This window comes from Sphingomonas sp. DBB INV C78 (assembly GCF_042693015.1).
GTDB lineage: Bacteria > Pseudomonadota > Alphaproteobacteria > Sphingomonadales > Sphingomonadaceae > Sphingomonas_E.
Genome location: NZ_CP170544.1, coordinates 2,344,387 through 2,358,254, shown reverse-complemented (window position 1 = coordinate 2,358,254; position 13,868 = coordinate 2,344,387). Strand labels below are relative to the sequence as shown.

The 13,868-nt window shown below is 63.9% G+C and carries 20 protein-coding genes and 1 pseudogene; 5 read left to right on the top strand and 16 right to left on the bottom strand.

The annotated features are described in order from the left end of the window. Positions 1-51: 51 nt before the first annotated feature. Together groL and groES are read right to left on the bottom strand one after the other, a co-directional pair. Complete coding sequence (gene groL, locus ACFB49_RS11205) at positions 52-1,674, bottom strand: chaperonin GroEL (RefSeq protein WP_380879441.1); 1,623 nt, start codon at positions 1,672-1,674, stop codon at positions 52-54. Between the two features lie 60 nt (positions 1,675-1,734). Further along, the gene (groES, locus tag ACFB49_RS11200) at positions 1,735-2,049 is read right to left on the bottom strand and encodes a co-chaperone GroES (RefSeq protein WP_380879439.1); all 315 of its coding nucleotides are present in this window, start codon (positions 2,047-2,049) and stop codon (positions 1,735-1,737) included. 273 nt (positions 2,050-2,322) lie between these two features. On the opposite strand from groES, the gene ACFB49_RS11195 reads away from it, so the two are divergent. The 3 genes from ACFB49_RS11195 (at position 2,323) to ACFB49_RS11185 (ending at position 3,489) form a co-directional block, all read left to right on the top strand. Further along, positions 2,323-2,559, top strand: a complete 237-nt coding sequence (locus ACFB49_RS11195; RefSeq protein ID WP_380879437.1) for a hypothetical protein — start codon at positions 2,323-2,325, stop codon at positions 2,557-2,559. Next, positions 2,556-2,825 (top strand): usg protein, encoded by a 270-nt coding sequence (locus tag ACFB49_RS11190; protein ID WP_380879435.1) that lies wholly within the window; start codon positions 2,556-2,558, stop codon positions 2,823-2,825. The genes ACFB49_RS11195 and ACFB49_RS11190 overlap by 4 nt, the downstream gene beginning before the upstream one ends. Before the next feature lie 184 nt (positions 2,826-3,009). Further along, positions 3,010-3,489 carry an Hsp20 family protein gene (locus ACFB49_RS11185; RefSeq protein WP_380879941.1) on the top strand — a complete coding sequence of 160 codons (480 nt, stop codon included), beginning with the start codon at positions 3,010-3,012 and terminating at the stop codon, positions 3,487-3,489. A gap of 172 nt (positions 3,490-3,661) precedes the next feature. On the opposite strand, the pseudogene ACFB49_RS11180 reads toward ACFB49_RS11185, so the two are convergent. Together ACFB49_RS11180 and ACFB49_RS11175 are read right to left on the bottom strand one after the other, a co-directional pair. Beyond that, positions 3,662-3,820: pseudogene (locus ACFB49_RS11180) on the bottom strand (TerC family protein); the annotation flags it as partial. Further along, positions 3,805-4,137 (bottom strand): hypothetical protein, encoded by a 333-nt coding sequence (locus tag ACFB49_RS11175; RefSeq protein ID WP_380879939.1) that lies wholly within the window; start codon positions 4,135-4,137, stop codon positions 3,805-3,807. The gene ACFB49_RS11175 and the pseudogene ACFB49_RS11180, both read right to left, overlap by 16 nt. Positions 4,138-4,264: 127 nt before the next feature. Between ACFB49_RS11175 and ACFB49_RS11170 the strand changes: the two genes are divergently transcribed. Then, positions 4,265-4,855, top strand: coding sequence for a hypothetical protein (locus ACFB49_RS11170; RefSeq protein WP_380879433.1), 591 nt, complete (start codon positions 4,265-4,267; stop codon positions 4,853-4,855). 352 nt (positions 4,856-5,207) lie between these two features. On the opposite strand, the gene ACFB49_RS11165 is transcribed toward ACFB49_RS11170, so the two are convergent. The 9 genes from ACFB49_RS11165 to ACFB49_RS11125 all read right to left on the bottom strand — a co-directional run bounded on the left by ACFB49_RS11165 (position 5,208) and on the right by ACFB49_RS11125 (position 11,960). Continuing rightward, positions 5,208-5,405: a DUF5818 domain-containing protein gene (locus ACFB49_RS11165; protein ID WP_380879937.1), complete on the bottom strand. Its 198-nt coding sequence runs from the start codon at positions 5,403-5,405 to the stop codon at positions 5,208-5,210. Further along, positions 5,405-5,836 carry a thermonuclease family protein gene (locus ACFB49_RS11160; protein ID WP_380879431.1) on the bottom strand — a complete coding sequence of 144 codons (432 nt, stop codon included), beginning with the start codon at positions 5,834-5,836 and terminating at the stop codon, positions 5,405-5,407. Before ACFB49_RS11160 ends, ACFB49_RS11165 begins: the two co-directional genes overlap by 1 nt. A gap of 12 nt (positions 5,837-5,848) precedes the next feature. Beyond that, a complete protein-coding gene (locus ACFB49_RS11155) occupies positions 5,849-6,124 on the bottom strand; it encodes a hypothetical protein (RefSeq protein ID WP_380879429.1) in 276 nt (91 codons plus the stop codon). Next, positions 6,121-6,798 (bottom strand): hypothetical protein, encoded by a 678-nt coding sequence (locus ACFB49_RS11150; protein WP_380879427.1) that lies wholly within the window; start codon positions 6,796-6,798, stop codon positions 6,121-6,123. Before ACFB49_RS11150 ends, ACFB49_RS11155 begins: the two co-directional genes overlap by 4 nt. Positions 6,799-6,968: 170 nt before the next feature. Continuing rightward, positions 6,969-7,469 (bottom strand): DUF3363 domain-containing protein, encoded by a 501-nt coding sequence (locus ACFB49_RS11145; protein ID WP_380879935.1) that lies wholly within the window; start codon positions 7,467-7,469, stop codon positions 6,969-6,971. Further along, positions 7,403-7,705, bottom strand: coding sequence for a DUF736 domain-containing protein (locus ACFB49_RS11140; protein WP_380879425.1), 303 nt, complete (start codon positions 7,703-7,705; stop codon positions 7,403-7,405). Before ACFB49_RS11140 ends, ACFB49_RS11145 begins: the two co-directional genes overlap by 67 nt. A gap of 944 nt (positions 7,706-8,649) precedes the next feature. After that, on the bottom strand, positions 8,650-10,476 hold the full coding sequence (locus ACFB49_RS11135) for a ParB/RepB/Spo0J family partition protein (RefSeq protein WP_380879423.1): 1,827 nt from the start codon (positions 10,474-10,476) through the stop codon (positions 8,650-8,652). Positions 10,477-10,563: 87 nt separating this feature from the next. Next, complete coding sequence (locus ACFB49_RS11130; protein ID WP_380879421.1) at positions 10,564-11,019, bottom strand: DUF2958 domain-containing protein; 456 nt, start codon at positions 11,017-11,019, stop codon at positions 10,564-10,566. Further along, positions 11,016-11,960, bottom strand: coding sequence for an ArdC family protein (locus tag ACFB49_RS11125; RefSeq protein WP_380879419.1), 945 nt, complete (start codon positions 11,958-11,960; stop codon positions 11,016-11,018). Before ACFB49_RS11125 ends, ACFB49_RS11130 begins: the two co-directional genes overlap by 4 nt. 531 nt (positions 11,961-12,491) lie before the next feature. Here ACFB49_RS11125 and ACFB49_RS11120 point away from each other — a divergent pair. Beyond that, positions 12,492-12,722: a hypothetical protein gene (locus tag ACFB49_RS11120; protein ID WP_380879417.1), complete on the top strand. Its 231-nt coding sequence runs from the start codon at positions 12,492-12,494 to the stop codon at positions 12,720-12,722. 115 nt (positions 12,723-12,837) lie between these two features. Here ACFB49_RS11120 and ACFB49_RS11115 read toward each other — a convergent pair whose 3' ends face one another. From ACFB49_RS11115 to ACFB49_RS11105, 3 genes are all read right to left on the bottom strand, one after another. Continuing rightward, positions 12,838-13,014: a DUF3606 domain-containing protein gene (locus ACFB49_RS11115; RefSeq protein ID WP_380879933.1), complete on the bottom strand. Its 177-nt coding sequence runs from the start codon at positions 13,012-13,014 to the stop codon at positions 12,838-12,840. A gap of 91 nt (positions 13,015-13,105) precedes the next feature. Next, a complete protein-coding gene (locus ACFB49_RS11110; RefSeq protein ID WP_380879415.1) occupies positions 13,106-13,393 on the bottom strand; it encodes a hypothetical protein in 288 nt (95 codons plus the stop codon). A gap of 50 nt (positions 13,394-13,443) precedes the next feature. Continuing rightward, positions 13,444-13,767 (bottom strand): hypothetical protein, encoded by a 324-nt coding sequence (locus tag ACFB49_RS11105; RefSeq protein WP_380879413.1) that lies wholly within the window; start codon positions 13,765-13,767, stop codon positions 13,444-13,446. Positions 13,768-13,868: the final 101 nt, after the last annotated feature.

The window sequence follows — 13,868 nt, the reverse complement described above, 5'->3', positions numbered from 1 at the left end:
TCGTGAATGCTCGAGAAAGGGGCCGCGATCTGCCGACCGCGGCCCTTCAGCTCAATAGTCCATCGCGGGCATGGCCGCCGCTGGCTTCTCGTCCTTGGGCAGTTCGGCGACGAGTGCTTCCGTGGTGATCAGCAGTGCGGCAACGGATGCGGCATCCTGCAGCGCGGTGCGCACGACCTTGGCCGGATCGATGACGCCCGCTTTGACGAGATCCTGATACTCGCCCGTCGCGGCGTTGAAGCCCCAGTTATAGTCCTGGTTTTCAAGCAGCTTGCCGACAATGTAGGCGCCGTCCTCGCCGGCATTCTCGGCGATCTGACGTGCGGGCGCGCGGAGCGCCCGCCGGACGATGTCGATGCCCGACTGCTGGTCATCATTGGCGGCCTTGATGCCATCGAGCGCCTTGATCGCCCGGAGTAGCGGGATGCCGCCACCCGGCAGGACGCCTTCCTCGACCGCGGCGCGGGTGGCATGGAGCGCGTCGTCGACCCGGTCCTTCTTCTCCTTGACCTCGACCTCGGTCGCGCCGCCGACGCGGATCACGGCCACGCCGCCGGCGAGCTTGGCGAGCCGCTCCTGCAGCTTCTCGCGGTCATAGTCGCTGGTCGTGGTGTCGATCTGCTGGCGGATCTGGACGACGCGGGCATCGATGTCCGCCTTCGTGCCGACGCCATCGATGATCGTGGTGTTGTCCTTGTCGATCGTCACCTTCTTGGCGCGGCCAAGCATGTTGACGGTGACATTCTCAAGCTTGGTGCCGAGCTCCTCGGAGACAACATTGCCGCCGGTCAGGATGGCGATATCCTCGAGCATTGCCTTGCGACGATCGCCGAAACCCGGTGCCTTGACTGCCGCGACCTTGAGGCCGCCGCGCAGCTTGTTGACGACGAGCGTGGCGAGCGCCTCGCCCTCGACATCCTCGGCGATGATCAGCAGCGGACGGCCCGACTGCACGACCTTCTCGAGCAGCGGCACGAGCGCCTGCAGGTTCGACAGCTTCTTCTCGTGAATCAGGATGTAGGGATCGTCGAGCTCGACCTTGAGCTTCTCGGCGTTCGTGATGAAGTAAGGCGAGAGATAGCCCCGATCGAACTGCATGCCCTCGACCGTTTCGAGCTCGGTCGCGAGGCTCTTGGCCTCCTCGACGGTGATCACACCCTCGTTGCCGACCTTCTCCATCGCTTCTGCGAGAATACGCCCGACCTCCTCGTCGCCATTGGCCGAGATGGTCGCGACCTGCGCGATCTCGCTGTTCGCCGAGACCTTGCGGGCGTGGCTCTCCAGATCCTTCACCACGGCACCGACGGCGAGGTCGATTCCACGCTTCAGGTCCATCGGGTTCATGCCGGCGGCGACCGCCTTGGCGCCCTCGCGCACGATCGCCTGAGCGAGCACGGTCGCCGTCGTCGTGCCGTCGCCAGCCTTGTCGTTCTGCTTGCTGGCGACCTCGCGCAGCATTTGCGCGCCCATATTCTCGAATTTATCGGCGAGTTCGATCTCCTTGGCAACGGTCACGCCGTCCTTGGTGATGCGCGGCGCGCCATAGCTCTTATCGATCACGACGTTGCGGCCCTTGGGCCCCAGCGTCACCTTCACGGCATTGGCCAGCACATCCACGCCGCGCAGCATGCGATCACGCGCGTCCGACGCAAATTTCACGTCCTTGGCAGCCATGGTATTTGTCTCCTGTCCTTTCAAAGATTGTGGTTGATGGTTCGGAGCAGGATCGGTCGATCAGGCCGCCTGCTTAAGGGGCACGACATTGTCGATGATGCCGAGGATGTCGCTCTCCTTCATGATGAGCAGATCCTCGCCATCGACCCGGACCTCGCTACCCGACCATTTGCCGAACAGCACCCGGTCGCCGGCCTTGACGGCCAGTTCGACAAGCTCGCCGTCCTTGTCACGCGCACCGGCGCCGACCGCGACCACCTCGCCTTCCTGCGGCTTCTCCTTGGCGGTGTCGGGGATGATGATCCCGCCGGCCGTCTTCTCCTCGGCCTCGACACGGCGCACGAGTACGCGATCGTGAAGGGGACGGAAATGCATGAGCACAAACCTCCTGTTGCTTCAGCGATGATAGGATCTGCCAGCGCTCGCGCGACGGCAGTCGCGGGCGGACCACAGGGGAACGGACAGCCGCCTCCTGGCACCCGCGCAGGGAATTTTTAGCACTCGTGATTTGGGAGTGCCAAGAGGAAATTTTTTTCGCGGACCCTGCGGCCGCCACTCTTGACCAGACGATGACCTCGACCAAAATCTGCCGGTTGCCGGCGCCACGCCGGCCGAGAAAGGAGCGGCAGTCAGACAGGAGGTATCGCCATGTCCGAACCTTTTTCCCACTATCTCCATCCCTTCGATGTTGTGCGTCACCCGAGCCTGGAGCCCGAGGTTAAACGTGCCATCCTCGCATCCTGGGCGTCCGATCGATCCGCGGTGACAGACCAGCCCGCCTTGCGTAGGCCACCGGGTGTGAAGCAGGCCGTTTCCGTCGATGACGTGTTTGCTGCGATGCGAGCGCTCGATGAGCGACTGGCCAGCGGCGCATCGCTGCAATGAGCGACCGGGCTTTCATCGCGCAGCTGGAGGGCTATGGGCTCACCACCGCCGAGATCCATTATTATCGGCCTGATGCGCCTTCGCTGCTCCAGCTGTTCGTCTGGCAGGAATATGACCTCGCGCCCGACTTCCCGGTGCTGTTCGACTTCCTGGGTTATTGGGGTCTCGAGATCAGGGCGGCGCTCCATTCGGTGAGGATCGCCCACGACCGGTTGATTCGGCCCAGTGAATGGCAGGCGGCCAACGGGATCATCACTCTCCAGTGAGTTGTCGGATTACATCCCGCCTCGACGAAAATTTTTTCGTCGAAAATCTTGAAGGCCGATTTTCCGTTTCCTAGCTCATCGGTGCCGGGCGCCGTGTTCGGGTCCGGTGGGACATAGAGGGCGCTGGCTCCCGACATTGCCGGCGCTCCTCGTGCCCAGATCGCTTCATTTGGAGGATTTGGATATGAGGACCAACTTCGACTTCACGCCGTTCCGGCGTTCCACGGTCGGCTTCGACCGGCTCTTCGATCTGCTCGAAACGGGTACGCGTGCCGACACGCCGACGGATGGGTATCCGCCCTTCGACATCGTGCGCGAAAACGAAGACGGCTATCGCATCACGCTCGCGGTCGCCGGCTTCGCGCCGAACGAGATCGAGATCGTCGCCCAACAGAATCAGCTGACCGTCATCGGCAACAAAGCCGACCAGGACGACCAGCGTCAGTATCTGCATCGCGGCATCGCGACCCGCACCTTCGAGCGTCGTTTCCAGCTCGCCGACTTCATCGAGGTGGGCAATGCCCGCTTCGAGAACGGTCTGCTTTCGATCGAGCTCAAGCGTGTCGTCCCCGAGGCGATGAAGCCGCGCAAGATCGAGATCGGTGGCAGCCATCCCGCCAACGATCGGATCGAGGCTCCGAAGGCCGCACACCAGGCGGCTTGATCTTATTCCGAACTGGCTCGTCGGCGTCGCCCCTACGTGGGGCGGCGACCGGCGGGTCGCTGGCCTGGTTCAGGGACACAAGCGGGACGCCAGACAGGTCCCAAAAATCCGTTGCCGCCGTCGCCGGCATAACCAGCTGGAGCCGGCTCACACCGCCATCCTTCCGCCTTGGCTAGCCGAATAGTCGCATCATTCCGACGGCGGGGTCGATCCAGCCCTCGCAGATCATTTTGACAGCCACATAGAGGATCACGGCGAGGCCGACATAAGCGATCCACCGGTAGCGTTCGATATATCGGGCGATGAAGTTGGCAGCTAGGCCTCGACGGGCTCGCCGTTAACGTTGCTCAAGGGCGCCTTGTAGGTGGGAAAGTCCGTGTAGCCGACCTCTCCGCGGCGGGTGTAATAGGTCGAGCGGTCCGCCTCGGTCAGCGGCCAGCCATGCTTGAGACGCTCGGGCAAGTCCGGATTTCCGATGAACGGCCGCCCGAACGCGATCAGATCAACCAGGCCGGTGTCGAGCGCTGCCTGGGCTTCCTCGCGGGTGGTGAAGCCGCCGCACCATATGATCGCGCCTGGAAAGGTCGAACGGACCCGGCCGAGAAACTCATGCTCGACATGGTGCTTCTCGAACTCGGCGGTCTCCATGTTGCCCGTGGGCATCAACTCGTAGACGATGTGTAAGTAGGCGACGCCGCGGAGGCCCAGTTGCTCGCTAACCGCGCGTTCTCGCCGGATCCGACCCAGTTAGGCTCAGACGATTTGAATTCTGCGCTTGGGCAATCGGTCACAGGACATCGGCATCTTCATGCGGGAGACGGCACTCGAGTCCGTGTTCGGCCGCGCCTACACGAACTCGACTAAGCCAAAGGCGACGGCACGGCGCACGCTCGGGGCCCTCCGGGATCTGACAGCAATGTGGTGCGGCGGTCGAACGCTGGTCGAGATCGAAGAATGGCTGCTCGCATATGTTCGAAAGCATGAAGGTGAAGTCACGAAGAGTGCACCTCGATCGTCAACGGCCCAGCGGGCGCGTCGGTTTGCCATCCGAATTGCTCCTGACCTCGGCTTTCTGTGTGGCGTTCTGGGACAGGTGGTTGCTCACCGAGCTGCCACCGGGGAAGGTCCATTGCTTCCCGTTGTTGAGATGCTGCCGCAGATGGTGCGCGCCGGCGACCATGACCGCCATCATACCGCGCTTCGGCAGATGAGGACGGTAGCGTCACGCGTCGCGACTTATGAAGCGTCAGTCACACTAGCCAAACATTTCTCGGCCGGATCGACGGCGGAAATGGACGCGATCAGGGACGAGGTCACCCAGGCGATGATAATCGAATCTCTCGAGGACTTCGGAGAGGAAGACTAAGAGGCGCCCGTTGCCGTGCACGGCTGTCAGTGTACTCTAACTCGACGATCGACCGATGGAGCTGCGGGAATTCTGCGCTAACTACGTGCCCTACGGATGACCGCTTTTATGAAATTTGGTAGGCGCTTCGAACTACCGATATTAGGGCGCATTGCTGCCGAACGGTTTGACGCCGACCGAGCGGCAGGTTTTGGCCGAGGCTGTCGTTGAAAGCGCGACCGGCGAACGACGCATCTTGGTCGGATGAAGACGCGGCGCCGTCCGTAGGGAATGTCCGCTTCCCGCGATTGGCACCTAAGTCCTGACTTTCCGGATCGTCCGACGAAGCGGCCCATTGTAATCACCACTGAAATTAACAGGGCTCGATACGATCTACATCGACCAGATCGAACTCCGAGCGCGTGCCGGTGATGCGCACGCGGCATCCAATTAGTTCGACAGGGATGCGATTGACGTCAAGGCGCCAGGTGCCGCCAGCATCACGCTGGAGGATGAGCCCGCGATCCCGGATGAGGAGCCCCGTGTCAGCAACCCGTTTTCCGCGCGGCATCAGCTGCAAACCTTGTCGCCATGATAGGCTTTCCAGCGAAGTGCTGTCCCGGAACGCACCATGGCACAGCTAAGATCGCCGACGCCAGGCAGGTTGCACAAGGCCTGGGTTCGCTCCCGCATACCTGAACCGTCGGATCGGCAATGCATGGTGGGCGCTACTACCAGGATATGGCCGGAACGCGTGCGCCCCCTGGCACCTCCAAGCAGCATGACGAGCTGATCTCGCGCTGCCTCGCCGCTGGCGCTTGGGCAGGGGTGGCCGCGACGGCAGCTGCCGTCAATTTCGCGCGCCGCGATACCTTCCAGTCTGATCTTTGGCCCTTCCGCGCACCAGATCGGACCGTCGCCGTCCCAGACGCGTGTCGGCGTGCAGTCGAAGCTGGCGCCCGCGGGCACGACGGCAAAAAGCAGTGAGAGCAGAATTGTCATGGAGCGATGGTGTCAGTTGAGTTGGGCAGATGGTGGTGGCGCGGCTTCGAGGGCATTGATCCGTGCAAGAATCCGCAGCCATGTGCGCTGGCCCTCAATGTCGCCGTTTACCAACAGCTCCTCCGCGCGCTGCGCCGCATGCAAGGTCGCCGCGTCGCCATACTGGCTCAAAATTTGGTTGGCGCAGGCCCATATCTCGCGGATCATGGACATCCGATAAGCGGGGAACGAAGCCAGTGGCAAGCGGGTGATAAATCCGAGCCAAATCTCGGCACCGATGGCGATCAATCGACCACACGGAGTTCCGGCTTATAACGAAATCCCTTCAGCTCGAGCGTCTCCATATCCAGGGTCCATCCAAACCGCGGGTCGGATACTGGAAGCAAAGTCCAGAAAGGCGGACCGGAAACCTCCACACCGTCATCGAAGCCACATTCGTAAGGCGGGAGCATGAGTTGCCATTCAGCCGGAATCCGATCGGTCCTGCCATTCTCCCATTCGATCTCGACCGACTTATGGGCAGGCCGGCGAATAACATGTGTCTCCCGATCGACAGTCACATCGGGATAATCGTGCAGCGTAATGCCTGTAAAAATGGGGTCGCCACTGACGTCGAGATAATTGCCATCGGCATCGCGCTCCGGCGCCTCGGATGCGTCGCGCGATTTCAGGCGAAATATGTGGTCGCCGCGGGCAGGAATGTTCACATCGATTATCACGTCGGGAACCGGCCCAGCGATGAGCACGCGGTGCGGTGGGCCGGAAACGTAAGTGTCGCAATCCCAGACCGGGCTAAGGGCCGTCGGCCAGCGCAATTCGTAATGAGCCGGAACTCGTGCCGCACGACCATCGGCGCCGCGTGTCATGACCGTCAGCCTCGCCGAATCCATGCCGCCGAAGGGATCGAATCCGAAGAAACCATAGGCGATGTTCACATCCCCCTTGGCCTCGGCAATCCCCATGAGATCGACCGCATCGATCCTGTTCGCGCGGGTCAGGGCGATTAGATCATCAGTGTCTGCCGAATGACCCATGACAGTCTCCTCGAATCTCCCTCGGCCAACTGCCTAATGTCGAGCGAACCAGTATAACGGGCTTTCGAGAACAAAAAAAGAACAAACTTATGCGGCATTCAAGAGATCATCGGACCTTCACGCTGGCGCCCGAATGTCCAGCTGACGCGATCCTCGCGAACGATCCCGCTGACCTCCTTGCCGATCTGTCGATCTAATACGCGGCGCCAGGGCACGAGACTGAATTCGCGACCATTGTCGATCAACGCAAAGCGCCCACTGACCAGGTCGACACGACGGCGGACGACACCTTCGATGTGCGAACCATCTTGCGGCTCGGTGAAGGGTATGCCCAGCTCACCGGACAGTCCTGAAGCGACCCGCAACAGCTCTCGCCGCTGCAGCTGGGCGACGAGGTCGCGGGGATATTGGATCGTCGTGCCTGAATGGTCGGCCAGACCCTGCTCGACGAGCCAGACCTGTCGCGATGTCTGCGCCTGCCGTATCTCGCGCCCGAACCCGCCGTCACGCAAATGCACCGGCTGGCTACTCGTCATCTCGCGGTCGAGCCAGGTCGCGCCGTCGGCATGAGTGAGCGCTTGAAGCGGCGACGCTGACAGGACCTCGACGGCGAAAGGTCGTCGAGCTTGAGCGAGAGATAGTCGCGGCCCTCGCGCGAGGTCTTGGACCAGCCCGCGCCGAACTCGGTGACGCCGGCATAGACCCGATGGTCGGGGGCCTTGTCATTGTCCGTGGCGACCGGCTTGATGCTGGCCTTGACGTTGAGGGTGAGGGTCCGGATGGTCCCTGCGAAGCTGCCGTCCTCGCCGCGGGTGAAGGTGCCGATGGTAGCCATGATATGCTCCTGTCCTTGGTCGCGCCGCCCAATGCGATTGCGATGACGGTCGACGGTCGCGGGTTCCGGCCGCGCGCACCCGGCAGGGCCGCAGCGCCAGCGAAGGAGGGCAGCCGAGCGGTCTTTTTGATGCGCGAGGAGCGTGGGGAACCCGCGCGGGGAAAAAGATTGCGAGCAGCCGTTGCGCGCCCGAGGCCGGGACCGCGGCAGACCTCAATCATCGTGATCGAAGGGCAGTGAAGCGCAAGGAGAGGAGTGAAGTTGCAGCGCCGTGGCGCCAGCCGCGGAAGGACGGCAGATCGTGTGCCGGGAGAGTCCTTCAATCTCGGTGGAGCGCCCGCAAGATGGGGGCAGGGCCAGAGCGTCATGCGGTCCTGATCAATTCCGGTGTGGACATCACCGGGTTCGGCGCGGGCGGCGGGCGGACCTTCGCCGACGATGTCGCGGCCCAGCGTCCCTGCGATTTCCGCGAGGGTTTGACGCATATCAATTCGAGGGCGTGGAGCAGGGTGCTAGCGGAGGAAGTGTGCTGCTGCCGGTCGTGGGGCTGGCGCGCGCGCTCGTGCCGCACGATCCCTCTCCGTTAGGCACGGCCTCTGCATCTTCCACAGGGGGATCGCAGCATTGCCGCGCGCCGCATATATGCGGCGCGCGGACTTTTTGGGAGCCTTCGATGGCCCGATCCCGGGCAGCGGGCGGGCTCTGATCCGAATCAAATCGCGCGCCGCCGGACGATGCTATAGGAATATCCGACGTCCGCTGTGTGGGGCACCGGACGCTCTTCGCTCCGCTACCCCCCGGAGGCGGACCGGGAGACTGCAGTCGATATCCAGGCGGCTTGCAGATGCGCCGCGCGCCACTTTCGAGTGGCGCGCGGCGACCCAATTTCAGGCCCATCCGATTGATGGAAAGAAACGGGGCGGCCGATGGCAGCCCCGTGTCCGTCACGCCGCGATGGCGTGATCGGGAGCATCGTCCGGCGGAGCATCGCCATCACCGGAACCGGTCGGAACGGCGGCTTCCTTGCCGGCGTCCGGGGCATCCCCATCGCCGATGAGATCGGCGATGGTGGCATGGGACGCGACCGTCCCGACGCCACCGCGTGGCGTGTAAGCGGATGGTGGAAACGCCATCCAGCGCGGCACCCATTTCTCCACCCTGTTGCGGCCATTCTCGCCGTTCAGATGGTCCGTGATGACCGATTTGATGAGCTTGCCCTTGGCATCGGCGTGCGCGCTGGCGACGGTTTCACCACCGATTTCGGCGAGCATCCGGGTCAGCACCTCGCGGTCGCGAACGCCGTCGAAGAAGGCCTGATCGGCTTCCCACCACGCGGCCATGTCGACGTTGAGGCGATGTCCGAGCAGATCGACGATGGCGCTGCCGCACGCCAAAGTCTCGCCCATCACGACCGCGACGACGGCGAGGAAGTCGTCGTCCGAAAGCGCCGCCAGCACCGTGAACAGCCGCGCCAGATCATGCTCGCCGCCATGGCTGCCGGCGACGTTGGGCGTTTCCGCATCCATGTCGAGCAAGGCCAGCACCGCGCGCCGTTTTGCATCGAACACGGCCTCGGCCGGGGCTTCGTCCGCACTCGCCTGCACCGAGTCGTTGCGCGACAGGCGCGGGTCGGTGCGGACATGCCAATGGCCGGCGGACAGCAGGACATGCGCGACCATCAACCGCAGCGCCAATGCCGGAGCGTCGAGCAATGTCGCGCGCACGGCGGCGTGGCGATGGAGATCGACATAGGTCTGCATATTGCCGCTGATCTCGGGTCGGGTGGCTCGCGCCACCTCGCCCGAACCGTTGTTCGCGCGCTCGCGACGCTGGGCTTCCGTGCGCGACAGATAGCCTTCGTGGAAGGTCACCTCGCCATTGGCCCGGACATCGACATAGATGCGCCCGCCTTTCCGCTTGGGCGTCTTTTCATATTCCCAGCTGTGGAAATGCGTGTCCGGCGGGACGATGACGACATCGCTCCACCCGGCCGCGATATAGGCGTCGCGCCGCGCTTCGATCTCGGCGTTCTGCGCGGTCCAGAACTGGTCGCAATCGACGAAATAGCCGCCCTCGCCGAACAGGTCGGCGACGATCGGACCGGTGAAGCAGCCCATGTCGAACAGGGCCACGCCGGTCGCGATCGACTGGCCGCCGAACAGCCATGCCTTCAACTGATGACCGCGCGGCAGACAGGCGTCGGGATCGTCGCGCAGCGCGAGCCACGCTTTCTGCTGCGCCTTGGATGCGAGCGTCAGATGCCGGATCGAAGCCGCGTCCACTTCCTGCCGGGCATAGAGGTCGCGGATGCGGGGCAACAGATTGCCGAGTGCGAGCGTGCGGCGGACGGCAAGCTCGGGCAGGCCGAAGGTCGAAGCGATTTCCTCGACGCTCCGGCCTTCCTTTACCAGCCGGACGAAGCTCGTCCAGCGCGTGACCTCGTCGGGATCGGCGCGCGCGACATTCTCGATCAGCGAGGCTTCGAGCGCGGCCGCATCGTCCGTTCCTTCGTCGCCGTCCATGATCGCGCAGGGGAGTTCCCCGACCTCGCCGGTATCTGCCGCCAAGGTCTGAGCGCAATGATAGCGCCTGCGCCCGGCGACGATCTCATAATGGCCGTCCGCGCAATTGGGGCGGACGAGGAGCGGCACGAGCACGCCGCGCGCACGCACGGACGGGAGGATGTCGGCGATGTCGGGTGCCTTCTTCCCACAGCGCATGTTGGCGGCGGAAATCGAAAGCTTGTCGAGGGCGATATATTCGAGTTTCATGGGAACACTCCTTCGTGAGTGCCGGTCCCGTCGATCTTTGCCGAGAGGACGGGGCCGGTTTTCCGACGGCGAGACGCGCCGCCCGCGTCATCCGTCCGGACGGTCCTCGCCATCATCATTGCTGGCGGGAAAACGCCGGTGCGGATCGATTCGCGCAGGCCGAAAGGCCTCGCGCACAAGCTCGGTTTCGGCGGCGCGGATCGAGCCGGCGCGGCGCGCCTGGTCGACCCAGACCGAAAGCGGATTCTGACTTTGGAACGTCACGTCGCGTTCGATCCGCAAGCCGAACGGAAGCCGGACCGAGGCGATGGCGCGCAGCGAGAAATAGCCCAGCTCGGGACAGCCGAAGCCGAGATCGGCCAGCCCGAACAAGGTGTCGCCATCGCGGCCAAGTTCGGTCGCGAGCCATGTCGCCGGCCCCAGCGGGTCGAACAATTTGAGCAAGGGCGCGGGATCAAGGGCGATGCCACGCGCTTCGGCTGCGGCGGCACGGTCGGACTGAAGGCGCAGCGCCAGCCGCAAGGGTTCGGGGAGCAGGATCATGGCCGCTCTCCCAGCAGGGCGGCGACAGCGGGACCGCCGAGCGCCAGCAGATGGTCGGCCGCCTTCGAGGCGGCGCTGGCAGCGCGGAAGATGGCACGGGCATCGCCCTTCAGCACGTCCAGCCACGCACCCACATAATCGGCATGGCGGACGGTGGGCGTGATGCCGAGCGACGCGCAGAGGAAAGCTGAGCAGAGTTCGGCGATCAGTTCCTCGCGCGCATAGCCATCCGATCCGAACGGATTGGAAAGGTCGCGGGCCAGCCGCGTGCCATGGCCGGTCCAGTGGCCGAGCTCATGGAGCGCAGTGCGATAATAATTGATCTGATCTGTGAAGGCCGGTTGCGGCGGCACAGACACGAAATCCGGGCCGGGCGCATAGAATGCCTTATCTCCGCCGATCCGGAAATCAGCGCCCGTGGCGGCGATCAGCGCCTCGGCGACGGGGACGATTTCGCGGTCCGGCAGCGGCGGCGCATCCTCGCTCAAGCCTTCGGGCAAGTCCTCGCATTGCGCGACATTGAAGACGGTGAAGCGCTTGAGAAAGGCGATGCCGCGCGCGTCGTCGCCGTCGCGGCTGGCGCGTTCACGTTCGGCCTCCGGGGTGAAGCGGTCGGCATAGACGACGGTCACGCCTTCCTCGCCCTTGCGGACATGGCCGCCGGCCATCAATGCCTGCCGGAAGGTCAGCCAGCCTTGCCCGGAATAGCCGCGCTCGATGACCGCGCCCCACAAGAGCAGGATGTTGATTCCCGAGTAAGCGCGACCGCTCAGCGCATTGCGCGGAAGCGAGACCGAGGCGGCGGCATTGCCCCATGACTGGACCCACGGAATGCGGCCATCCTCGAGTTGGGCGATGATGCGACGGGTGACATTGTCATAGAGGTTTTCACGCGCTTCGCGGGGTTCCCGACGCGCGCGAGGGTTGGCGGACTTCGCCATTGCATCCTCCTCACTTCTCAAAAAACCAAAGCCACCCCGGAAAGCGGGGGAGGGCGGCGACAAGCGAGGGAAGGGGCCCGGTCGAGCGGTCGGGAACACCCGAAGGGCCGTAACGAAGAGGAGGAGTCCGGCTGGTACAGCCGGACTTGGTCCCGGCCGCGCCGGGCCCAGGGACGAGCGTCGCCCGCACCCGCTTTTTCGGGTGGCGTCGAACAGGGGCGCCACCGCGCGGCAGCGCTGTGTCCACATTCGGACCGGGGCGAAGCCACGATCCTTCTCATGCGCAAAGGATCGTTACCGCACGGCCGAGACCGCGCGCGCCGCGGGCTCGGTGGCGCGAATTTGCGCCATAGAGCCTGGTCGCGTCAGCGAGGCGCCCGATGACTTATGCGGTGAAGGACATTTGTTGGTGGGAAGGCGGAGATTTTGCTCGTCCGAACACGGTCCATCGCAACAGAAAGGCAAACAAGCGCGTTTAGAAAGTCATGATCTCCGAGGCCGAACCGGACCTCGGGAGAGGCGGAGGATGGCATGATCACGCTCGCCGATCTCAATCATCATCTCAGACGCGAAAAGGAGGAGAGGGCGCGAGCGGACGCCGCGACCGACCCCGCGGTGCGCCGGTCGCATGTGGAGCTCGCCGAAAGTCACAGCCGGCGCGCAGCCAGGGCCCGAGCCATCCTGGACGGGCATCAGCTTCCCGGCGCGCCTGTTGCCGAGGAGGGCGCGCCGCGCCGACGGCTCTCGTTGAAAACGGCCTGAACCGACGGGTCGGCCACTGGCCCCCCCCCGTACGATTGCGATCAGGCCATCCCCGCACCGGCGCGAGCACCGTGACGCAGCAGGCGAAGCCAGCCTGCCCGAATGTCGGCCAGCTTCATGCTTTCAGATGCGCCCGGACCGCATCGGCATTGTTGCCGACGGCATCCACCGCCTGTTGCAATTTTTCGCGGCTCACGCCGAACGTCTTCGTCCAATAGGCAACTTCATACTCCTCGCCCATCGCGATCCGCGAGCGGTCCTGCGGCGATCTGAGGGATGTATCATCGACGATCGAGTCCTCTCGCAGTGGGAATTCCGGTGCATCGCCGGCGTTGCATGATGGCCGGGACTGCGCCGGGTGTTGGGCGCAATCTCCGCGAAAATTACCGGACGGCTTTCAGGATCTGGCGATCGCCGATACGAACGGCGACCGATCCGTCGGGTTCGACCAGGCCGCGGCGGACCTTGGCGGCAGCGAGATCGAAGATCTCGCGTTCCAGCAGTTTGAACAAGTCGACCCAATTGTCCGCTGGTGGGGCCGAACCCCACAAGTCCTCGAGCGCCTCACGCGTGATCAAGCCCGAGACCTGCTGGTCCAGATAGCTGCCCTGGAAGCTGATCACCTCTCCCTCAGCCTCGCGGCCGGAGCCCAGTTCGAAGTAGACCGGCATGTTTCTCACTCCCCCCGGCGCAAGATGGCGCAATCTCTAGCCTGTCACCATCAGGCCTGCGGCGTGAATGTCGCCTGAAGGTCGGTCGTCTCGACGGTCACCACGCGATGCTGTCGATTCGAGCCATCGCCGTCAGCAACGTACGAGGTTCGGCCGCAAGCCAGTGCGCGACGAATGGCCGTCTCGAACACGCCGGCGAGGCCGTCCGTTGCTTCAAGCAGATCATCGGGCGCGGTTTCGGCAAATGCGTCGACCGCATCGTACGGGATCTTTGCATAGAGCGAAGCGCCGTCATTCTCGATTGGCACCCAATGGGCATCCTTGCCGCGCAGGGCGAGCTGCCAGTGGCAAATCAGCGTGTCGAAATCGTCCATGCGGGATTGCTCCAGCCTGCTCGGACGATGATGCTGCCTTGCCCGCGCGCCGATGTCGAGCCGCGCGGAGCGGTGCCGCCAGGCCAGCAAAGCGAGTCGGG